This window comes from Actinophytocola sp., assembly GCF_035712165.1.
In the GTDB taxonomy this organism is placed as follows: Bacteria; Actinomycetota; Actinomycetes; order Mycobacteriales; family Pseudonocardiaceae; genus DASYTH01.
In genome coordinates this window covers 1-22383 of record NZ_DASTBH010000026.1, presented here as the reverse complement: position 1 = coordinate 22383, position 22383 = coordinate 1, and the positions used below count along the sequence as shown (strand labels likewise).

Sequence of the window (22383 nt, the reverse complement as noted above, 5' to 3'; positions counted from 1 at the left end):
CGCCCAGGGTGATCCGGGCGCGCCGGGCCAGCCGGGCCACCGCGTCGCGCAGCGGCCGGGCGCCGAGCCGCACCGCCACCTCGTGCGCGCCGCGCAGTTCCTCGGCGGCCCGGTCCCGGTCCTCCACGCCGAGCAGCGCCGCGCCCAGCCGCCACCGGCAGATCGCCTGCTCGTACACCGCGCCGTAGCCGAACCCGTCGACCGCGGCCTGCCACCGGACCGGGTCGCCGGACCCGGTCAGCCGGCTGGCCTCGGCCTCGGCGCGGCGCAGCCAGGCCCGGCCTTCCGGCCCCAGCTCGCCGGTGCGCGGCCGGCCGTGCTCCGCGGTCCCGCGGGCGAGGTCGGCCAGCCGCTCCCCCTGCTCCCGCGCGGTCTGCTGCGCCGCGGTGTCCCGGCGGGTCGCGGCCCGCGCGGCCGCGTCGGCGGCGGCGGACACCCCCACCGCGCCCAGCCGGATCCCGGCCAGCAGCCACATGTCGTGCACCCGGGCGAGCTCCAGGGCCTCGAGCACCGCGGCGACCCCCTGCTCCGGGCGGCCCTGCCAGGCCGCCAGCTCGGCGCCCACCACGCCCATGGTCAGGGCGATCAGGACCTCCCGGGACCACATCGGGCGCAGCTCGGTCACCAGCCGCCCGGCCTCGGCGTGCTGTCCCCGGCCGACCAGCAGCGGCGCGCCGGCGGCGGCCAGCCGGGCCGAGACGGTGCTGGACACCCGGTGCCCCGGCGGTTCGGCCGCGGCCTGCGCGCCGTCCCAGTCACCGGTCACGTAGCGCACGGTGACCTGCATGATCCGCAGCTCGAGGCCGTAACCGCTCCAGGCCAGCCCGGTCTTCGCCGCCCGGGCCACGCCGTCGTCGATCACCGGCACCGCCTCGTCCAGCAGCCCCTGCTCGTAGCGGTTGATGCCCAGGTAGTGCCGGGCGCGCAGCTCCGTGGTCAGCGCGCCGGCGTCGGTGGCCCGGCGCATGGCCTCGATCAGCAGCTCGCGGCTCTGCTCGATCAGTCCGGCCGACTCGTCCAGCGCGGCCAGCGTGGTCAGCGCGTCGGCCTCCGGCCCCGGCGCCCCCACCTCGCGGGCGGTGCGGATGGCGAGGCCGGCCCGCTCCCGGGCGGACTCGCACCGGTCGGCCTGCCGTTCGATCACCGCGTACACCGCCAGCACCCAGGCCTTGACGTAGCTCGACGGGCGGTCCCCGATCAGCGCCCAGGCCCGCTCGATCACCTCGGTGGCCTCGTCCTCCTTGCCGTCCAGCGCGGCCAGCGACTTGGCCAGCCTGCGCAGTGACTCGGCGGCGACCTCCGGCGGGCCGCCCTCGGCCGCCCGCGCCCCCGAGCGGGCGAACGCCACCGAACGCTCCGGGTCGCCCGAGGTGCTCGCCCACCAGGACCCCCGGCGCAGCAGGTCCAGCTCGGTGATGCCCTCGGGGCGCTCCTCGGGCGGCACGGCGTGCCACACGTTGAGCGCGCGTTCCAGGTGCTCCAGCGCCTCGGCGGGCGCGCCGAGCCGGCCGGCCTCCTCGGCCGCGGTCACCGATGCGGCCAGCGCCCGCGGCAGCGCGTGGCTGGCCATGCTGTGGTGGGCCAGTGCGGCGGCGATGCCCCGGCCGGGCGGTTCGGTCGCCAGCAGCCGGGCGTAGGCGGCGTGCAGCCGGACCCGCTCACCCGGCAGCAGGTCGCCGTACACCGCCTCGCGCAGCAGCGCGTGCCGGAACGCGTAGGCGGCGTCGACCTGGCTCGGGCCGCCCTGGGCCGGCACCAGGATGTGGTGCTGCACCACCTCCCGCAGCGCCTCCTCGAGCGCGGCGTCGGACAGGCCCGCGACGGCCCGCAGCCGGGCGTGCGGCACCTGCCGCCCGGCCACCGACGCGACCCGGATCACCTGCTGCGCGTCCGCGGCCAGCTGCTCCACCCTGGCCAGCAGCACGTCCACCAGGGTCGCCGGCAGCCCGCAGCCGGACTCGACGTACATCGCGAGCAGTTCCTCGGCGAAGAACGCGTTGCCCTCGGACCGGGCGGCGACCTCGCGCACCTTCTCCACCGGCAGCCGGTCCTCGGCCAGCGCCGCCACGAAGTCGCGGGCGTCGGCCTCGTTGAACGGGCCCAGGTCGAGGCGCTCGACGGCGGCCAGCCGAACCAGCTCGGCCAGCAGCGGCCGCAGCGGGTGCCGGCGGTGCAGGTCGTCGCCCCGGTAGGTGCCGACCAGCAGCAGCCGCTGGGAGCGCAGCCGCGAGCACAGGAAGGACAGCAGCCGCCTGGTCGAACCGTCCGCCCAGTGCAGGTCCTCCAGGACGAGCACCACCGGGCTCACCGCGGCCAGGTCGCCGAGCAGCCCGTGCACGGCGTCGAACAGCTGGAGCTGGCCGATGTCCTGCTCCGGCCGGCTCGCGCCGCGCGGGTCCCCGCCGCCGAGCGACAGCGGCAGGCCGGTCACCAGGGCGCCGGGCCCCGGCGAGTCGGGCAGGGCCAGTTCCGGGAACAGGGTGGCCAGCCGGGGATGCGCGGCGACCGCGCCCTCCCGGTCCGGGACCAGGGCCAGCGCCTCGGCGAACGGCAGGTAGGCCAGGCCGGTCTCGGTGGCGTCCAGGCAACGCCCGGTCAGCACCAGGGCGTTCTTGTCCGCGGCCAGACCGGCCAGTTCCTCGGTGATCCGGGTCTTGCCGACCCCCGCGTCCCCCGCGATCAGCACCGCCGCCGCGGACCCGCCCGCGGCCTGTTCGAAAGCGGCTCGCAGCCGGTCCAGCTCCCGGCTGCGAGCCACCAGGGGAATCCCGGACCCGAGACGCGGCATGTCCAGCATGCTGTCACATCCTCAAGCCCGCGCCCCTATGCCGCGCTACCCAGGTTCTCCTCGTCCGCCTCGTGCGGGCGCGTCCGCCGCCACCACGGCGTGCGCACGCCTGCGGCCTCGCGTGCCGCGCGGACCAGCGCGCTGTGCCGGGCAACCTCGTGCCGGCGGTCGACCTCGGCCCGGACCACCTCGGGAGTCCACTCCACTTCGATCACCTCAGTTCGTCGGTTTCCTACCGACTCTGAGGTTCGTCCTGAGGTACCGGGCCGGGCATCGGGCGATCACCTACACCTGGGCCTGCCGGACCCCTTACCCGACGGACCGCGACACCCTTAGGTGCCGCGGTCCGTTGGTCGCGCCTGGTCAGTTGTGTCGACGGCGCAGCGTCGTGCGCCGCTCAGCGGCTCCCCGAGTCCTTGACGAGTCCAAGGAACGACTGCCAGCCCGACGTGGCGAAGGCCAGCCGGCCCGCCTCAGGGTTCTTGGAGTCGCGCACCGCTGCGCCGCTTCTGCCCACGACCAGCTCAACACAGTCGTTGCCCGCACCGCTGCGGCTGCTCTTCCGCCACGTGGCGCCTTCGAGGTCAGAAACGGTCACGCCCCGCTCCCTTCAATTCCAATTAGGTCAGCCGTTCGGCCGCTTGCTTGACCATCAGCAGAGTGTCCGCCGGCTTGAGAGCGGTCGCTCGCAAGTGGTCGAACATCAACGTATACCGATGGACGTCGGAGGGCTCCTCCAAATAGGACCCGGCTGTGGTGTTCTCCACATACACCACGTCGGGGTCCGCCTGCTCGGGGAAGCCCAGGATCATAAACGGTCCCTCCATGCCGGCGTGCGCGCCCGCGTCGAACGGCAGCACCTGCAGGGTCACGTGCGGCATCTCGGCCGTCTCGAGTAACCGGAGCAGTTGCCCGCGCATGACTTCCTTGCCACCGACCGTGCGGTTCAGCACCGCCTCGTCCATGATCACCCAGTACTCGGGCGGCTGCGGGTCGGTCAGCAGCTTCTGCCGGCTCTGCCGGGCGGTCACCCGGCGTTCGACGATCTCGTCGCTGTGGTCGGGTGCGATCGCCTTGATCACGGCCCGGGTGTAGTCCTCGGTCTGGAGTAGACCCGGCACCAGCAGTGCCTGGTAGGCGCGCAGCGACGAGGCGTCCGACTCCAGGCCGACGAAGGCTCCGGTGAACACCTCGTTGTAGGCGTGCCACCAACCCTTCTTGCGGGCCTCGCGGGCCAGTTGCACCAGAACCTCGCGCTGGTCCTCGGGCAGCGCGTACAGCTCCAGCATGTCCCGCACGTCACGGGGGGTGACTCCGACGTGGCCGGTCTCGATGCGACTGATCTTGGAAGCCGAGCACTCCAGCTTCTCGCCCACCTCGTCGATAGTCAGCCTGGCGGCCTCGCGCAGCCGGCGCAGCTCGCTGGCGAGCCGTCGCCGCCGGACCGTCGGACTGTTACCTCGCGCCATGGGTGATCACCTCGTTGCTCGACTTGTGCGACACATGGTCGTATCCGCTCCTGAGCTGTGTCTACTCAGGGTGGCTTTCGTCGCGGAGCGAGAAGTCACCATCACCCACCCGGGTACTGCAACTTGCAGAAAGGGTATGCCCTGGAGCAAGCTTCTGTTGACTCAACGGATTTCCTCGGGTCCGGCGATCCCGGACATGCAGGACACCAATGGCCCGGCCACGGGTCCGTCGCAATGACACGCTATGCCACGTTGGGAATGGGAAGTCCGGTGTACAGCTCCATCTTCGGTCACCTGCAGTCATCGCTGCACCACTACCTGGATGGGGTGATCGAACGTTCGCAGCACGCCGAGGGCGACAACGCCCGGGCCCTGGCCCGGCTCGAGCTTCCCCGCATCGTCGAGGCGCTGCGGTCCGCGCTCGCCGAGCATGAGCCGGACGAGCGCGGCCGGTGCCGCAGGTGCCGGACCCGCTTGCTGCGCCGTGCCCCCGCGCCCTGCCGTGCCTACCTGACCGCCCACCTCTGCCTGCTGGTCACCGAGGACGATCCGCGCCCGCCGGACCTGCTCGACGTCGCCGCGGACCTCCGCAACCAGCTTGGCGCGCCCGGATAGGGCGCAGCACCCCCAGCACGAGACGTGGTTCCGCCCCCCAATCCACGTCTCGTGTCGGGCGACCCGTCTCCCCGGAATCCCCCCGAGTCGCCCGACGATCGAGAGGGCCCGGGACCAACTCCCGCCGACACGGTCCCGGGCCCTCCTCTCTGCTCTGTCAGCAGGCCTTGCGCCAGCTGCATTCGCCGTCCGGCTCCGGCCCGGTGTCGGCCCGGACCGCCGCCGCCGCACTACCCGGCGAGGCCAACCGCACCGCGACCGCGTCCTCGATCGGCTTGAGGCTGATGCCCACGGAGTTGTTGGTGACCATCGAGAACACCAGCGCCTGCCCGTCGGCGGCGGTCACGTACCCGGACAAGCTGCTGACCCCGGTGAGTGAACCGGTCTTGGCATGCACGTTGCCCGCCGCGGGCGTATTTCGCATCCGGCTGCGCAACGTGCCGCCGACCATCCGGTCCGGTTCCCCGGCCACCGGCAGCGCGGCGTACCAGACCGGGTACCACGGCCGGCTCCGGGCCGCGATCAGCAACGCGACAAGCTGGTCGGGCGAGATCTGGTCCATCCGGGACAGGCCCGAACCGTCCAGAAGGGACAGCCGGGCCGGGTCGATGCCGAACCCGGGCAGCACCCCGCGGACCGCCGCGATCCCCGCGTTCCAGCTGCCCTCGTTGGACCTGGCCCGGCCCATGGCCTTCATCAGGATCTCCGCGTGCAGGTTGTTGCTCAGCTTCATGAACGGCACCAGCAGCTCCGACAGCGGCATCGACCGCCGCTCGGCCAGCGTGCGCGCGGCCGGCGGGGTCACGCCGCGGGTGGTCCGGCCGAGCACCCGCACCCCGTGCGCGCCGAGCGCCGCGCGCAGCAGCGACGCGGCATAGCCGGTCGGGTCCCAGACGGCCATCCACTCCTGCACCGGGCTCGCGCCGGCCGGCACCGAGCCGCTCACCGTGATGGTGTTGGTGCCGTGCTCACGGTCCACCGAGACCGTCGAGCCGGTGCCGGCCGCCCCGGTCACCGCGCTGCTCACGATCCGCACGTGGTCGGTCGGCGGCACGGTCTCCACCCGGGCCGGCGCGCCGGCCGTGGTCGGGCTGACCCGGACGATGACCGACCCGGCGTCGAAGTCGGTGTCCGGCGCCGCGGTCAGCGCGGACACCTGCGCGTCGTAGTAGAACGGCTCGTCGTCCCAGGCCCAGCCGGTGCCCAGGCGCACGCCGTCGAACCAGGAGTCGTCGGCGACCAGGTTCCCGGTCACCAGCCGGACCCCGGCCGCGGCGACCTGGGCGGCCAGGCTGTCGTAGTCGGCGGCCAGCATGGTCGGGTCGCCGGTGCCGCGCAGGTACAGGTCCCCGTGCAGCACCCGGGCGGCCAGCCGGCCGGTCGCGCCGACCGTGGTGCCGAACCGGTAGTCCGGGCCGAGCACCTCCAGCGCGGCCGCCGAGGTCACCAGTTTCGCGTTGGAGGCCGGCTGCTGGCGGCGGTCGCTGCCGCGCCGGTAGAGCTCCTGGCCGTCCACCGTGCGCACCACCAGCGCCACGTCCGCGCCGGCCAGGCCCGGGTTGGCCAGGATCGCGTCCAGGTCACCGGCCAGCGAGCCCCGGTCCTGGGCGGCGACCGGCGCGCCGGCCACCCCCGTCAGGGCCGTGACCGCGACCAGCATTCCGGCCAGTAATCGCAAGGACTGCCGCATGACCACTCCAGACCGTCGGAGGAACTTCGTCTGGGCGACGATTTTCCTACTTCGATCCGGTTACGACAATTGTTGACTTTCACCGGTTGACGCGGAGCAGACCCTCCTGCACCACGGTGGCGATCAGTTCGCCCTCCCGGGTGAAGAACCGCCCGGTGGCCAGGCCGCGGGCGTTGGACGCGCTGGGCGAGTGGCAGTCGTAGAGGAACCACTCGTCGGCCCGGAACGGCCGGTGGAACCACAGCGCGTGGTCCAGGCTCGCCCCGACCACCTTGTCGGTGCCCCAGTACACGCCGTGCCTGGCCAGCACCGCGTCCAGCATGGTCATGTCCGAGGCGTAGGTCAGGACGCACACGTGCAGCAGCGCGTCGTCGGGCAGTTTGCCGTCGGCGCGCATCCAGACCTGGCTGCGGGCGTCGGCGCGCGGGCCCCGGTCCCGGGACCGCCAGGGCGGCTCGGTCACGTACCGGATGTCGATCGGGCGCGGCATGGTGGCCGCCCGGCCCAGCTTCTCGGCCAGGTCGCCCAGGCTCTCCAGCCGGGTCGGCAGGTCCTCCGGGCCGGGCACGTCCGGCATCGGCTCGGCGTGGTCCAGACCGGGCTCCTCGACCTGGAACGACGCGGACAGCGAGAAGATCGCCTTGCCGTGCTGGATCGCGACCACCCGCCGGGTGGTGAACGAGCGCCCGTCCCGGATCCGGTCCACGTCGTAGACGATCGGCACGCTCGGGTCGCCCGGCCGGATGAAGTAGGCGTGCAGCGAGTGCACCCGGCGCTCGTCCGGCACCGTGCGGCCGGCCGCCACCAGGGCCTGCCCGGCCACCTGCCCGCCGAACACCCGCACGGTCGCGCTGGGCGGGCTCACCCCGCGGAAGATGTTCTCCTCGATGCGCTCCAGGTCGAGCAGGTCGACCAGCCGGTCCAGGACCGGTTGCCCGGCAGTCGGGTCCGCCTCACCCATTCGAACCCTCCCGCTGTGTCTCTCAGGCGCTAGGCGTGGTCCTCCTCGCCGAGCCGGTGCACGCGGATCAGATTAGTCGAGCCGATCGTGCCTGGTGGCGACCCGGCGACGATCACCACAAGATCGCCCGGCTGGTACCGCCCGATGGTGAGCATCGAGGTGTCGACCTGGCGGACCATCTGGTCGGTGGACTCCACGCTGGGCACGATGAACGTCTCCGTGCCCCAGGTCAGCGCGAGTTGGCTGCGCACGCTCTGCTCCGGGGTGAAGGCGAGCAGCGGCAGCGGGGTGTGCAGCCGGGCCAGCCGGCGCACCGTGTCGCCGGACTGGGTGAAGGCGACCAGCGCCTTGGCGTTGAGCCGCTCGCCGATGTCCCGGGCGGCGTAGGAGATCACGCCCCGCTTGGTGCGCGGCACGTGCGACAGCGGCGGGACCACAGTGGACTCCTGCTCCACCGCCTCGATGATCTTGCTCATGGTGCGCACGGTCTCGACCGGGTAGCGGCCGACGCTGGTCTCCCCGGACAGCATCACCGCGTCGGCGCCGTCCAGCACCGCGTTGGCCACGTCCGAGGCCTCGGCCCTGGTCGGCCGGGAGTTGTTGATCATCGACTCGAGCATCTGGGTGGCCACCACGACCGGCTTGGCGTTCTCCCGGGCGATCTGGATGGCCCGCTTCTGCACCAGCGGCACCTGCTCCAGCGGCAGTTCGACGCCGAGGTCGCCCCGGGCCACCATGATCCCGTCGAAGGCCAGCACGATGGCCTCGAGGTTGCTGACCGCCTCCGGCTTCTCCAGCTTGGCGATCACCGGGAGCCGGCCCCGGCCGACCCGGTCCATCACCTGGTGCACCAGGTCGATGTCGGCCGGCGAGCGGACGAACGACAGCGCGATGAAGTCGACCCCGAGTTGCAGGGCGAACTCCAGGTCCTCGACGTCCTTTTCGGACAGCGCCGGGATGGAGACGTCCATGCCGGGCAGCGAGAGGCCCTTGTTGTTGCTGACCGTGCCGCCCTCGGTCACCTCGGCGACCACGTCCTGGCCCTCGATCCGCTGGACCACCAGGCCCACCTTGCCGTCGTCGACCAGCAGCCGGTCGCCGGGCTTGGCGTCCCGGGCCAGGCCTTTGTAGGTGGTGGACACCCGATCGTGGGTGCCGGCCACCTCCTCGACGGTGATCCGGACGACCTCGCCGGTCTTCCACTCCACCGGGCCGGCGGCGAACGTGCCCAGCCGGATCTTCGGGCCCTGCAGGTCGGCCAGGATGCCGACGGCATGTCCGGTTTCGTCGGACGCGGCCCGGACCAGGCCGTACACCTGCTTGTGGTCCGACCGGCTGCCGTGGCTGAAGTTCATCCTGGCTACGTCCATACCCGCCGCCACGAGCTCGGCCACCTTTTCCGCAGTGGACGTGGCCGGGCCGAGGGTGCAGACGATTTTCGCGCGACGGTTCACGGCTAGGGAGCGTAGTCCGATTTCCTGGAACGATCCCGAAGTACCCGTAAGTAGGTTGGTTTCGTTTCGGTGGACCTTCGGCAAACCGGCTACCGACCGGAATCGGCCACCCCTACGTGGTCGGCCGCCCACTCGTTGAACGGCCGCAACTCGCGGAACGCCTTGCGCACCCGGTCCAGGCAGGCGCGCTCGTGCAGCACGTCGTCCGGATCCCACTGCGAAACCGCATAGACCGACCGGTATCGCAACAGGTCGATGCGCGGATGGTCGGCCGGGTAGTCGCGCGGCCGGCTCTTGAGCCGGTCGCCCTTGATCTCCCAACCGCGCTTGGCGAGCTTGGCCAGGATCGCACCGAGCCGCTCGCCCCGGATCTCGTCGGCGACCGCCACCCGGTAGCGGGCGATCTGGTCGGGCTCGAGGTGGAAGCAACCGCCCCCCACCCGCAGCCCGAGCGAACTGACCTCCACGTAGTAGGCGCCCGCGCCCCGGCCCTGCTCGATCACCCCGCCGCAGTGGGTCTTGTAGGGAGTCTTGTCCTTGGCGAACCGGACGTCCCGGTAGGGACGGAACACCTTGGCCGAGCCGAACTGGCCGGCGAACTCCTTCTCCAGGACCGCGAGCAGCGCCTCCATCGGAGCGCGCACGTCGGCGTCGTAGATCGGTTTGTGGTCCTCCCAGTAAGGCTTGGAGTTGTCCGCTTCCAACCCGTCGAAGAAGTCGATGGCGTGCTCGCCGAACCCGGTGAACGTCACGAACGGGCAGCCTACGACGGCCGGCGGCGGACCCCGCGGCCGCCGCCGGCCATCGGGATCAGGCAGCCTGGGCCGAGTTGTAGAGGTTCTGCGCGTCGGTGCCGAAGTACGGTCCGAACATCCAGGTCGGAATGAAATTGATCTTGTAGCTGTTCACCGAGTTCACCAGTCCGGCCCCGGTGGCCTCGTTGAACTGGCGCAGCCACGGGCCGCCGCTGGCGCCACCGGTCATGTTGCAGGTCAGGCCGATGCCGTTGCTCAGGAACGCGTTGAAGGTGTTGCCGCTGCAGTAGATCATGCGGGTGCCGTCGTAGGGCGCGGCCGCGGGCCAGCCGAAGGCGTACATGGCCTGGGCGCGTGGCTGGTTGAACGAGACGCCCTGCGCGCCGACCACGTCGGTCAGGCTCTGCCCGTTCAGCGTGTTCACCACCGCGGCGCCCACGTCGAAGTTGATGTCCTCACTGGCCACCCACTGCGGCGTGGCCATGGTCGCCCGCGCGGCCCAGGTCCCGAACGGCGCGGTGCCGTTGTTGTAGGCCGGCACGAAGGTCCAGTTGGTGTGGAAGGCGCCCTCCAGCTTCACGCAGTGCCCGGCGGTGATGATCGTGCTCTTGTTCGCACTGGTCACCGCATTGCCGCTGCACGAGGCATTGCGTCCCTGGAAGGTGAAGAACACCCGGCCCGCGGTGTTGACGATGGCCCCGCCGCCCGTCCACGCCGAACCGCCGTTGGGGAATGCCAGCGGGGTGACGTCGGCCGGGGTCGGCGCCACCACCTGCGGCGCGCCCCGCGGCACGTCCACCCGCAACCGCTTGGCGTCCACCGGGTCGAGCAGGCTGTCCAGCGGCACGGCCTGCCGCATCCGCTCGGGAGTCCAGTACGCCGCCACCGCGTCCGCGGCCGCCTGCGTCGTCGCCGCCGGATGCACCGTCGCTGTGGCCGCCCCCGCCGGCGCGACCAATCCCGCCAGCCCGAGTAATGCCGCCGCCAGAACAATCATGGTCCGCTTCATCTCGTTATCTACCTCCAAGAAGGTCCGGTAGTGCGTCGGAAGCTAACAGTGACCAATTGGGCGACATACCGCCCATAGGGGCTGACAATTGCCACTTGGATGTGATCGCCTTCAGGCATGCACGGAAAGACCACCGCGGCGACGCATGAGCAGTACCTCGACGCTCTCCCCGAACCTCGCCGCACGGATCTGCGCGCCCTGCACGAGTTGATCCGGGAGGCGGTGCCCGACCTGGCTCCCACCATGCGGTTCGGCATGCCCGGCTACGGCGCCTACCACTACCGGTACGCCTCCGGCCGCGAAGGCGACTCGGCGATAATCTCCTTCGCCAGCAACAAGAACTACATCTCCCTCTACGTCGCGGCGGTCGTCGCCGACGGCTACCTCGCCGAGACCTACCGGCCCCGCCTCCCCAAAGCCTCCATCGGCAAGAGCTGCATCCGCTTCAAACGCCTCGCCGACCTCGACCGGGACACCCTGGTCAGCCTCTTCAAGGACGCCGCCGCCCACCCACCCGGGGAGCTGGTCGAGTAGGGCCTGCCCTACCCCGGTTACGGGGGTTGGCAGGATGGTTGGCGCCCGGCTGGTCGTCAAGGCTGGCCCGATGCGGAAGATCACGCGGGTAGCGCTGCTGGTGACGATGCTGGTGGGGTCCGGGATGCCGGTCGCGATGGCCGAGTCCGGCGCCGGATGGGGACCGTGTCCGGCTGTGCCCGGCGCTGTGCTGGACGCGCGGCAGGAGTGTGCGACGGTGCGGGTTCCGCTGGACTACCGCGAACCCGATGGCGAGCGGATTTCTCTTGCCGTGTCGCGTATCCGCACCGCGAAGCCCGGGACCCGCCGGGGTGTGCTGCTGCTGATTCCGGGCGGGCCGGGCGGTTCCGGCCTCGCGCGGCCGAGCACGCACGGGGTGCGGCTGCCGCAGCAGGTGCTGGATCGCTACGACATCGTCGGGTTCGACCCGCGCGGCGTCGGCCACAGCACGCCGGTCTCCTGCGGCCTGGCGCCCGCCGACATCGCCCCGGCGGTCTTCCTTCCCTGGCCCGGACCCGGTGGTGACATCTCCGGAAATGTCGAGCACGCCGACCGGGTCGCCCGGGCGTGCGCCGGCAACGGCGGGCCGCTGATGCGGCACATCACCACCCGCAACGAGGCCAGGGACATCGATGCGATCCGGCAGGTGCTGGGCGAGCCGCGACTGTCCTACTGGGGCACCTCGTACGGGACCTACGTCGGCGCGGTGTATGCGACCATGTTCCCCGCCCGTACCGACCGGATCGTGCTGGACAGCAACGACGATCCCGACCCGCGCCGGGTCTCCCGCGCCTGGCAGGCCCACTTCGGCCGCGGCGCCGAGGACCGCTTCCCCGACTTCGCCGCCTGGGCCGTCGCGCAGGGCGCCGGCCTCGGTACCACCCCCGAAGCCGTCCGGGCCACGTACCTGCGCCTGGCCGAGACACTGGACCGCGCCCCCCGGCCCGATCTCACCGGCGCCACCCTGCGCGCCGTGATGTTCAACTCGCTCTACTCCGACGCGGCTTTCCCACAACTGGCCGCCGTCCTGCACGCGGCGCTGACCGGCGGACCGGTGCCGGCCATTCCCGCGCCCCCCGCCGAGTTCTTCCAGAACCTGATCGCGGTGCAGACCGCCACCGCGTGCAACGATGTCGCCTGGCCGGGCCCCGACCACGACTACGCCCGCGACGTCGCCCGCAACCGGATCACCTTCCCCCTGACCGGCGGCATGCCCGTCAACATCCGGCCATGCGCGTTCTGGCCCTACCGCTCCGCCGAGCCGGCCACCCGCCTCGACCCGCACGGCCCGGCCAACATCCTCATGATCCAGAATCGGCGCGACCCCGCCACTCCCCTCGCCGGCGCCCTCCGCCTGCGGATCGCACTCCTGCACCGCGCCCACATCGTCATCGTCAACTCCGGCGGCCACAATGCCTACCTCGCCAACGGCAACCCCTGCGGCGACAACACCGTCACCGACTTCCTCACCACCGGCACCCTCCCCCCGGACACCGTCTGCCGCTGAGGATCCGCTGCCCTTTACACCACTGCCAGCGGGAGGGCCGTGGGGTGGACGGGGGATGGGAGGTCGCTGGCGCCCATGAGGTAGGCGTCCACGGCGTGGGCGACGGAGCGGCCTTCGGCGATGGCCCAGACCACCAGGGATGCGCCGCGGTGGGCGTCGCCGCAGACGAAGACACCGGGAGCGGAGGTCTGCCAGTCGGGGCCGCAGGACAGGGAGCCGCGGCGGTTCAACGACAGCCCGAGGTCGTCCAGCAGCGGCATGTGGTCCACGCCGGCGAAGCCGATCGCGAGCAGCACCAGGTCCGCCGGCAGCACCTCGACGTGGTCGCCGACCGGGACGACCTCACGTTCGCCGGTCACGGGGTCCTTGCGCACCTTGACCTCGCGCAGTTCCACGGCCCGCACGTTGCCGGACTCGTCGCCGACGAACCGCTCGACGGCCATGGCGAAGCGGCGTTCGCCGGCCTCCTCGTGCGCGGGATAGGTGCGCAGGATCCACGGCCACACCGGCCACGGGCTGCGCTCGTCGTCGCGCACGTCCGGCGGGCGGGGGTACTGGTCGAGCTGGGTCACCGACAGCGCCCCCTGGCGGGTGGCGGTGCCGTAGCAGTCCGCGCCGGTGTCGCCGCCGCCGATGATGACGACATGCTTGCCCTGCGCGGAAAGCGGCGTCGGGCCGTCGCCCTCGCACTCCTTGTTGGCCGGCACCAGGTGATCCATGGCCAGGTGCACGCCGGTCAGGGTCCGGCCGGGGATCTCGGGGGCGTCCCGGCCGCGCAGCGCGCCGACGGCGAGCACCACCGCGTCGTAGGACGCGCGCAGCTGCTCCACCGGCAGCGACGGTCCGCCGACCTCGCAGCCGGTCACGAACCGGGTGCCCTCGGCGCGCAGCTGGGCGAGCCGGCGGTCGAGGACCTTCTTCTCCATCTTGAACTCGGGAATCCCGTACCGCAGCAGGCCGCCGAGCCGGTCGTCCCGCTCGTACACGGTCACCTCGTGCCCGGCCCGGGTGAGCTGCTGGGCGGCCGCGAGCCCGGCGGGGCCGGAGCCGACGACGGCCACCCTGCGGCCCGACGACACCGCCGCCGGGCGGGCCCGGACCAGATCACGCTCCCAGGACACGTCCGCGATCGCCTGCTCCACCCGCTTGATCGCCACCGGCCCACCGGCATCCGGGGTGATGGACAGCACGCAGGCCGTCTCGCACGGCGCCGGGCACAGCCGCCCGGTGAACTCCGGGAAGTTGTTCGTGGCGTGCAACCGGTCGCTGGCCCCGGTCCAGTCCGCCCGGCGCGACAGGTCATTCCATTCCGGAATGAGGTTGCCCAGCGGACAGCCGGCGGTGCCGGAGTGGCAGAACGGGATGCCGCAGTCCATGCACCGGCTGGCCTGGACACGCACCTGCTCGTCCCGCTCGGCCGGATCCAGCTCGACATACACCTCGCGCCAGTCCGCCAGCCGGTCCGCCTTGGGCCGCTTGGGCGCGTCCTTGCGTTGGTGCTTCAGGAAACCGTTCGGGTCAGCCACGAGACGCCTCCATCACCGCGGTGTCGACGTCGCGGCCCTCGGCCCGGGCGATCCGCGCGGCCCTCAGCACGCGCTGGTAGTCGCGGGGCATGACCTTCGTGAACGCCCTGGCCCGCCTGGTCCAGTCGCCGAGCAGGGACGCGGCGACGGCCGAACCGGTCAGCTGGTGATGCCGCGCGACGATCTCCCGCAGCCAGCGCAGGTCCTCCGCGCCGGGCCGCTGCAGGTCCACCATGTCCATGTTGACCTGCTCGTGGTTGAGATCGAGCACGTAGGCGATGCCGCCGGACATGCCGGCCGCCAGGTTGCGCCCGGTCGTCCCGAGCACCACCGCGCGCCCACCGGTCATGTACTCGAAGGCGTGGTCCCCGACGCCCTCGGCCACCGCCACCGCGCCGGAGTTGCGCACGCAGAACCGTTCGCCGACCCGGCCGCGCAGGAACAGCTCACCGCCGGTGGCGCCGTAGCCGATCACGTTGCCCGCGATCACCTGCTGCTCGGCGGCGAACGGCGCCTCGGGCGATGGCCGCACCACGATCCGCCCGCCGGACAGGCCCTTGCCGACGTAGTCGTTGGCGTCGCCGACCAGGTCCAGCGTGATGCCGGAAGGAAGGAACGCGCCGAGCGACTGACCGGCCGAACCGGTCAGCGTGATGTGGATGGTGTCCTCGGGCAGCCCGGTCGCGTTGTAGCGGCGGGTCACCTCGGAGCCCAGCAGCGTGCCGACGGTCCGGTTCACGTTGCGCACCGGCAGTTCCAGCCGCACCGGCAGGGCGTCCTCGAGCGCGGCCTCGGCAAGCTGGATCAGCGTCCGGTCCAGCGCGTGCGCCAGCCCGTGGTCCTGCGCGCGAACCCGCCGCCGGGCCGCGCCGTACCGGGTCTGCGGCACCTCGAACACCGGCCGCAGGTCCATGCCGCCCGCCTTCCAGTGCTCGACCGCCTCGTCCACGTCGAGCACCTCGGCGTGTCCGATCGCCTCGTCGAGAGTGCGGAAACCCAGCTCCGCCAACAGCTCCCGCACCTCCTGGGCGACGAACCGGAAGTAGTTGACCACATGCTCGACCTGGCCGGTGTACCGCTTGCGCAGCTCGGGGTTCTGTGTGGCCACGCCCACCGGGCAGGTGTCCAGGTGGCAGACCCGCATCATCACGCAGCCGGCGACGATCAGCGGCGCGGTGGCGAACCCGTACTCCTCGGCGCCGAGCAGCGCGGCCACCACGACGTCGCGGCCGGTCTTCATGGCGCCGTCGACCTGGACCGTGATCCGGTCGCGCAACCCGTTGAGCATCAACGTCTGCTGGGTCTCGGCCAGCCCGATCTCCCACGGGGTGCCGGCATGCTTGAGCGAGTTCAGCGGCGAGGCGCCAGTTCCGCCGTCGTGCCCGGAGATCAGCACCACGTCGGCGTGCGCCTTGGACACCCCGGCGGCCACCGTGCCGACCCCGACCTCGCTGACCAGCTTGACGTGGATCCGGGCGTTCTCGTTGGCGTTCTTCAGGTCGTGGATGAGCTGGGCCAGGTCCTCGATCGAGTAGATGTCGTGGTGCGGCGGCGGGGAGATCAGGCCGACGCCCGCGGTGGAGTGCCGGGTGCGGGCGATCCACGGGTAGACCTTGTTCGGCGGCAGCTGCCCGCCCTCGCCGGGCTTGGCGCCCTGCGCCATCTTGATCTGGATGTCGTCGGCGTTGACCAGGTACTCGCTGGTCACCCCGAACCGTCCACTCGCGACCTGCTTGATGGCCGAGCGGCGCCTGGGGTCGTAGAGCCGGGCGGCGTCCTCGCCGCCCTCCCCGGTGTTGGACCGCCCGCCGATCTGGTTCATCGCGATGGCAAGGGTTTCGTGCGCCTCGGCGCTGATCGAGCCGTAGGACATGGCGCCGGTGTTGAACCGGGTCAGGATCGACTCGATCGGCTCGACCTCGTCGATCGGGAGCGGGGTGCGGCTTTCGGTGCGGAACCGGAACATCCCGCGCAGCGCACCGCCCTCCCGGTTGAGCCGCTCGACCTCGGCGGTGTACCGGCGATACACCTCCTCCTTGCGGGTCTTGGTGGCGTGCTGCAACAGGAAGACCGTCTCCGGGGTGAACAGGTGCAGTTCGCCCTCGCGCCGGTAGGCGTACTCGCCGCCGACCTCGAGGCCGCGGTGCTCCCGGCCGGCCGGGTTGTCCGGGTGCGCCCGGCGGTGCCGCGCGGAGACCTCGGCGGCGATCACGTCCAGCCCGACGCCGCCGAGCTTGGAGATGGTGCCGGTGAAGTACTCGTCGAGCACGTCGCCCGCCAGCCCGAGCGCCTCGAAGACCTGGGCCGCGGTGTAGGCGCCGACGGTGGAGATGCCCATCTTGGACATGATCTTGAGAACGCCCTTGACCAGCGCCGTGACGTAGTTGCGGATCGCGGTGCGGGCCTCGATCCCGGTGATCGCGCCGTGCCCGATCAGGTCCTCGATGGTCTCGAAGGCCAGGTACGGGTTGACCGCGGCGGCGCCGTAGCCGAGCAGCAGCGCGACGTGGTGCACCTCGCGGGCGTCGCCGGTCTCCACCACGAGCGCGACCCGCAGCCGTTCCTTGGTGCGCACCAGATGGTGGTGCACGGCCGAGACCAGCAGCAGCGACGGGATCGGCGCCATCCGGTGGTCGGAGTCCCGGTCGGAGAGCACCAGGATGCGTGCGCCGGCCGCGATCGCCTCCGACGCCTCCCGGCGCACCCGCTCGATGGCCGACGCCAGCGCCGGCCCACCACCGTCCACTTCGTACAGACCAGGCAGCACCGTGCAGCTGAAGCCGGGCAGGTCACCGTCGTCGTTGACGTGGATCAGCTTGGCCAGCTCGTCGTTGTCGATCACCGGGTAGGGCAGCTGGATGTGCCGGCAGGAAGCCGGTCCCGGCTCGAGCAGGTTCTGCTCGGGACCCATGATGCGCTGCACCGAGGTGACGATCTCCTCGCGGATGGCGTCCAGCGGCGGGTTGGTCACCTGCGCGAAGTTCTGCTTGAAGTAGTCGTAGAGCAGCCGGGCCCGCTGGGACAGCGCGGCCGGCGGGGTGTCGGTGCCCATCGACCCGATCGGCTCGGCGCCGGCCAGTGCCATCGGCGTGAGCAGGATCTTCAGCTCCTCCTCGGTGTAGCCGAAGGTGAGCTGGCGGCGCATCACCGACTCGTGGGTCTGCACGACGTGGTCGCGGTCCGGCAGGTCGGCGATCTTGAGCAGGCCGGCGTGCACCCATTCCTCGTAGGGCAGTGCGGCGGCCAACTCGGCCTTGATCTCGTCGTCGTCGACGATCTTGCCGGCCGCGGTGTCCACCAGGAACATCCGGCCTGGCTGCAGCCGGCCCTTGGCCACCACCTGGTCCGGCGGCACGTCGAGCACGCCGGTCTCGCTGGCCAGCACCACCCGGTCGTCGGCCAGCCGCCACCAGCGCGCCGGACGCAGGCCGTTGCGGTCCAGCACCGCGCCGACGAGCGAGCCGTCGCTGAAGGTCACGCTGGCCGGACCGTCCCACGGCTCCATCAGGCTGGAGTGGAACTGGTAGAAGGCGCGGCGCAGCGGGTCCATGCTGCGGTGGTTCTCCCATGCCTCCGGGATCATCATCAGCACCGCGTGCGGCAGGCTGCGGCCGCCGAGATGGAGCAGTTCGAGCACCTCGTCGAACGAGGCGGAGTCGGAGCCGTCCGGGTCGCAGATCGGGTAGAGCCGGGTCAGGTCGCCGGGGATCAGGTCCGAAGCGAGCAGCGCCTCCCGGGCGCGCATGCGGTTCCGGTTGCCCCGGATCGTGTTGATCTCGCCGTTGTGCGCGACGAACCGGAACGGGTGCGCGAGCGGCCAGGACGGGAACGTGGTGGTGGAGAACCGGCTGTGCACCAGGGCGATGGCGCTGGCCAGCCGCTCGTCGGTCAGGTCGGGGAAGAACACCGGCAGCTGCGCGGTGGTCAGCATTCCCTTGTAGACCAGCGTGCGCGAGGACAGCGACGGGAAGTAGACGCCGCAGCCGGCCGCGACGCTCTCCCGCTCGGCCCGCTTGCGCAGGCCCAGCACGATCCGGTCGAGCTCGATCCCACCCGGACAGCGGCCGTCCTGGTCGGGTTGCCCGGCCACGAACGGCATGGCGAAGTGCGGCATCACCGACAGCGCCGTCGGGCCGACCTCGGCGAGGGCGGGCGCGACCGGGACCTCCCGCCAGCCGAGCAGGACCAGGCCTTCCTCCTTGGCGATCCGCTCGATCAGCTCGACGGCCGCGGCCCGGGGCTGGTGGTCGGCCGGCAGCATCGCGATGCCGGTGGCGTAGGTGTGCGCACCGTCCGAAGTGGGCTCTGGGAGCGCGAAGTCCACCTCGGCCCGGAGCAGTTCGTCGGGAAGCTGCAACAGAATGCCGGCGCCGTCGCCGCTCGTCGGCTCGGCTCCGGCCGCGCCGCGGTGCTCGAGGTTGGCCAGTGCGGTGAGCCCGTCGGAGACGATGCCGTGTGACCGGCGTCCCCGTATGTCGGCCACCATCGCCACGCCACAGGAGTCCCGTTCAAGGGCAGGATCGTAGAGCCCCTGGGGGGTGGGGAAGGCGGAGTAGATCACGCGTCGACCTCCCTCAGTCGTCCTCGCGCTCAGTTCGGCGTTACCGGTTCTGGGCGCGGGACTTCGGTGGCCCGCGTGTTGACGAGAGCTTAACAGTCCCGAAACGTGTAGGCACCCATCGAGCGACTGAATTGTTGTCATCGACGTAACGCCGACCATGCTTCAGGCGATATAGCGCCGAACGTCCACGTACGGGCGAGCTCACGTAAACCTCAGGATAACTCGCCGTTGCCCGATCCGGGTGTGCGGCGCTGGTCACTGTCCGGTCTGCCTGGGGGTTCACCGGGGGCTCGGGTGCCGCACGGGTCGGATCCGGCGGCGCCGGGCAGGCGTCGCCCGCGGGCACCCGCCGGATGGAGCAGTCCCCCGCCAGCGGCCGGCGGCGGGTTCTGAAAGATCGTATTCGTCCTCCTGGGGGATGCCGCTGCGTGCCCGGGCATTGACAACGCGTGGTGAGAGCGCTTTCATGGACCCAGTTTGTTGTTGCGAGCAACAAACACAGGACAGGCATCCCCTCGGTTGACAAGGAGGTCAACCATGCCCGGCCCATCCCTGCACTCCCCGGCGGCCATCCGGCGGTCCGGTCGCGGGTGGCGGTTCGTCCTCGGAGCCGCCGCCGCCTCCCTTCTGGTGACGATCCCGCTGACGATGTCGGCCCGGGCCGCGGTCCCCCCGCCGGACGCCGGGTTCACGCTGGTCTTCTCCGACGACTTCAACGGCGCGGCCAACACGCTGCCCTCGGGCGCCAACTGGATCTTCGACCTCGGCCACAGCTATCCCGGCGGCCCGCCCAACTGGGGCACCGGCGAGATCCAGAGCTACACCAACAGCACGCAGAACGTTTCCCTTGACGGCGCGGGAAACCTGCGGATCACCCCGCGCCGGGACGGCGCCGGCAACTGGACCTCGGCCCGGATCGAGACCCAGCGGGCGAACTTCAAACCGCCGTCGGGCGGGCTGCTGCGCATCGAGGGCCGCATCCAGATGCCGAACGTGACCGGCAACGCCGCACTTGGCTACTGGCCGGCATTCTGGGCGCTCGGCGGGCCGTACCGGGGCTCGTTCAACTGGCCCGCGGTCGGCGAGTTCGACATCATGGAGAACGTCAACGGGATCAACTCCGTGTGGGGCGTGCTCCACTGTGGAGTCGCACCCGGTGGGCCGTGCAACGAGTTCACCGGAATCGGCGCCAACCGGCCCTGCCCCGGCTCGTCCTGCCAGTCGGCCTTCCACACCTACCGGTTCGAGTGGGACGCCGGCGTCTCGCCGCAGCAACTGCGCTGGTACGTCGACGGAACCCAGTACCACCAGGTGAACCAGAACCAGTTCGACGCCGGCACGTGGAACAACATGACCAGCCACGCGGGGTACTTCATCCTGCTCAACGTCGCCATGGGCGGCAGCTTCCCCAACGGTGTGGCCGGAACCGGCACCCCGACCGCGGCCACCGCGAACGGCGTGCCGATGGTGGTCGACTACGTGGCGGTGTGGACCAGGGGCGGTGGCGGCCAGCCGCCCACCACGACCACCACGACGAACCCGCCCGGTGGCGGCGGCGGCAACGCCTACACCACGCTGCAGGCCGAGAACTTCCAGCAGCAGAACGGTGTCATCGTCGAGGCGACCACGGACTCCGGCGGCGGCCAGAACATCGGCGCGATCAACAACGGCAACTGGACCCGGTACAACGGGATCGACTTCGGGTCGAGTCCGGCCCGGCAGTTCGTGGCCCGGGCGGCGTCCGGCGCCGGCGGCGGGGCCAGCGGCCTGGTCGAGGTGCGGCTGGACAGCGTGACCAACGCTCCGGTCGGCAGCTTCGCCATCGCCAACACCGGCGGCTGGCAGAGTTGGCGCACGGTGCCGGCGAACATCAGTCCGGTCACCGGTGTCCACGACGTCTACCTGACGTTCACAAGTGGACAGCCGGCGGACTTCGTGAACCTCAACTGGTTCACGTTCGGCCACTGAGTGCGTCGACCGGGGGCGCCGGCCGGCTCCGTTCCCTGCGGACCTCCAGCGGAGCCGGCCGGCCGTCCCGCCCACCTCCACCGGTGAGAGCGCTCCCATCGCTAGGCTGGAGGCATGAGCGTCCAGCGACAGCCCCCCACGCTGGACACCGTGGCCGCGGCGGCCGGGGTGTCCCGGGCCACGGTGTCCCGGGTGATCAACGGTTCGCCGCGGGTCTCCCCCGAGGCGAAGGACCTGGTCGACCGGACCGTCGCGGAGTTGGGTTACGTGCCGAACCGGGCGGCCCGCAGCCTGGTCAAGCGGCGCACCGACTCCATCGCCATGGTGCTGCGCGAGGCCGACGCCACCGTGCTGGCCGACCCGTACCTGGCCAGCATGATCATCGCCACCAGCCAGGCCCTGTCCGGCACCGGGATGCAACTGGTGCTGGTCAACGGTCAGAACGACGCCGAGCACGAGCGGCTGGCCGAGTACGTGCGCGGCGGCCACGTGGACGGCGTGCTGCTCGCGTCCATGCATGCCGAGGACCCGCTGCCGCACCTGTTGATCCGGTCCGGGGTGCCCACGGTGGTCGGCGGCCGGCCGGACCGGCCGGTGCCCGGACTGACCTATGTGGACAGTGACAATGTGGGTGGCGGGCAGCTGGCCACCGAACGGTTGATCGCCGCCGGGCGTACCGGCATCGCCACCATCGCCGGGCCGCCGGACATGACCGCCGCCACCGACCGGTTGACCGGCTACCACCGGGCGCTGGCCCGGGCGGGTCAGCCGGGTGGCCAGGTCGCCTACGGCCGGTTCACCCGGATCTCCGGCGAGCGGGCGATGGCGGAGCTGCTGGACCGGGCGCCGGGCCTGGACGCGGTCTTCGCCGCCAACGACATGATGGCGGTCGGGGCGCTGCGCACCCTGCGCTCCGCCGGGCGTCGGGTGCCCGACGACGTGGCCGTGGTCGGCTACGACGATATTGAGCTGGCCCAGCACACCGAGCCGGCACTCACCACGGTCCGCCAGCCCATCGCCGAGCAGGCCCGCACCATGACCGAGCTGCTGCTCGCCCAGATCAACGGCGGCCCCGTGAGCGACCCGGTGGTGCTCCGCACCGAGCTCATCCCCCGCGACTCCGCCTGACCCACCCGGCTCCGTCGCCATCCAGCCCAGCCGGCACCCGGAGAACTCGCCGGGCACGAAATGGGAACTCGCCGGGCTGGAACGGGGGACTCGCGGGGCTGGAAGGTGGGACTCGCCGGGCAGCGTTCCGGGCGATCGGCGAGTCGCCCGCCCCAGCACGCGAGTCCCCACCTCGGCAACCGATTCACCGCCTCCACCGAAGAGCCGGGCGCCTGCGGCGCCCGGCGCCGCAGGCGCCGGGCGGCGCCGCTGACGTGGAACTCGCGGGCGCGAAGTGGGAACTCGCCGGGCTGGAAATGGGGACTCGCCGGGCAGCGGTCCCGGGTAATCGGCGAGTCGCCCGCCCCAGCACGCGAGTTCCCAACTCGGCAACCGAATCCCCAACTCCACCGAAGAGCCGGGCGCCGGCGGCGCCCCG

Annotated in this window: 16 protein-coding genes; 5 read left to right on the top strand and 11 right to left on the bottom strand. The window is 71.6% G+C overall.

Annotated features, from left to right (window positions below):
* From VFO68_RS01500 to VFO68_RS01485, 4 genes are all read right to left on the bottom strand, one after another.
* On the bottom strand, nt 1-2788 hold a 2788-nt coding region (locus VFO68_RS01500), incomplete at its 3' end, for an ATP-binding protein (RefSeq protein ID WP_325156287.1).
* 35 nt (nt 2789-2823) lie between these two features.
* The gene (locus VFO68_RS01495) at nt 2824-3003 is read right to left on the bottom strand and encodes a hypothetical protein (protein WP_325156286.1); all 180 of its coding nucleotides are present in this window, start codon (nt 3001-3003) and stop codon (nt 2824-2826) included.
* A gap of 182 nt (nt 3004-3185) precedes the next feature.
* Nucleotides 3186-3386, bottom strand: coding sequence for a DUF397 domain-containing protein (locus VFO68_RS01490; protein WP_325156285.1), 201 nt, complete (start codon nt 3384-3386; stop codon nt 3186-3188).
* A gap of 22 nt (nt 3387-3408) precedes the next feature.
* The gene (locus VFO68_RS01485) at nt 3409-4257 is read right to left on the bottom strand and encodes a helix-turn-helix transcriptional regulator (RefSeq protein WP_325156284.1); all 849 of its coding nucleotides are present in this window, start codon (nt 4255-4257) and stop codon (nt 3409-3411) included.
* 270 nt (nt 4258-4527) lie between these two features.
* Here VFO68_RS01485 and VFO68_RS01480 point away from each other — a divergent pair, with 270 nt between their 5' ends.
* Entirely contained in the window at nt 4528-4872 is a 345-nt protein-coding gene (locus tag VFO68_RS01480; RefSeq protein WP_325156283.1) for a hypothetical protein, read from the top strand.
* A gap of 157 nt (nt 4873-5029) precedes the next feature.
* Here the strand turns inward: VFO68_RS01480 and dacB are convergent, their stop codons facing one another.
* From dacB to VFO68_RS01455, 5 genes are all read right to left on the bottom strand, one after another.
* Nucleotides 5030-6562 (bottom strand): D-alanyl-D-alanine carboxypeptidase/D-alanyl-D-alanine endopeptidase, encoded by a 1533-nt coding sequence (gene dacB, locus VFO68_RS01475; RefSeq protein WP_325156282.1) that lies wholly within the window; start codon nt 6560-6562, stop codon nt 5030-5032.
* A 79-nt stretch (nt 6563-6641) separates the two neighbouring features.
* Complete coding sequence (gene tesB, locus VFO68_RS01470) at nt 6642-7523, bottom strand: acyl-CoA thioesterase II (RefSeq protein ID WP_325156281.1); 882 nt, start codon at nt 7521-7523, stop codon at nt 6642-6644.
* Nucleotides 7524-7552: 29 nt separating this feature from the next.
* The gene (gene pyk, locus VFO68_RS01465) at nt 7553-8977 is read right to left on the bottom strand and encodes a pyruvate kinase (protein ID WP_325156280.1); all 1425 of its coding nucleotides are present in this window, start codon (nt 8975-8977) and stop codon (nt 7553-7555) included.
* An 89-nt stretch (nt 8978-9066) separates the two neighbouring features.
* On the bottom strand, nt 9067-9729 hold the full coding sequence (locus tag VFO68_RS01460; RefSeq protein WP_325156279.1) for a DUF2461 domain-containing protein: 663 nt from the start codon (nt 9727-9729) through the stop codon (nt 9067-9069).
* A gap of 58 nt (nt 9730-9787) precedes the next feature.
* Nucleotides 9788-10741: a peptidase gene (locus VFO68_RS01455; RefSeq protein WP_325156278.1), complete on the bottom strand. Its 954-nt coding sequence runs from the start codon at nt 10739-10741 to the stop codon at nt 9788-9790.
* A gap of 117 nt (nt 10742-10858) precedes the next feature.
* Here VFO68_RS01455 and VFO68_RS01450 point away from each other — a divergent pair, with 117 nt between their 5' ends.
* Nucleotides 10859-11275, top strand: a complete 417-nt coding sequence (locus VFO68_RS01450) for a DUF1801 domain-containing protein (RefSeq protein ID WP_325156277.1) — start codon at nt 10859-10861, stop codon at nt 11273-11275.
* Nucleotides 11276-11345: 70 nt separating this feature from the next.
* On the top strand, nt 11346-12782 hold the full coding sequence (locus VFO68_RS01445) for an alpha/beta hydrolase (RefSeq protein ID WP_325156276.1): 1437 nt from the start codon (nt 11346-11348) through the stop codon (nt 12780-12782).
* A 14-nt stretch (nt 12783-12796) separates the two neighbouring features.
* Here VFO68_RS01445 and VFO68_RS01440 read toward each other — a convergent pair whose 3' ends face one another.
* The gene (locus VFO68_RS01440) at nt 12797-14308 is read right to left on the bottom strand and encodes a glutamate synthase subunit beta (RefSeq protein WP_325156275.1); all 1512 of its coding nucleotides are present in this window, start codon (nt 14306-14308) and stop codon (nt 12797-12799) included.
* The gene (gene gltB / locus VFO68_RS01435; RefSeq protein WP_325156274.1) at nt 14301-18869 is read right to left on the bottom strand and encodes a glutamate synthase large subunit; all 4569 of its coding nucleotides are present in this window, start codon (nt 18867-18869) and stop codon (nt 14301-14303) included. Before gltB ends, VFO68_RS01440 begins: the two co-directional genes overlap by 8 nt.
* Nucleotides 18870-19406: 537 nt before the next feature.
* Here gltB and VFO68_RS01430 point away from each other — a divergent pair.
* Entirely contained in the window at nt 19407-20837 is a 1431-nt protein-coding gene (locus VFO68_RS01430; protein ID WP_325156273.1) for a glycoside hydrolase family 16 protein, read from the top strand.
* Between the two features lie 114 nt (nt 20838-20951).
* On the top strand, nt 20952-21965 hold the full coding sequence (locus VFO68_RS01425) for a LacI family DNA-binding transcriptional regulator (RefSeq protein ID WP_325156272.1): 1014 nt from the start codon (nt 20952-20954) through the stop codon (nt 21963-21965).
* Nucleotides 21966-22383 lie beyond the last annotated feature (418 nt).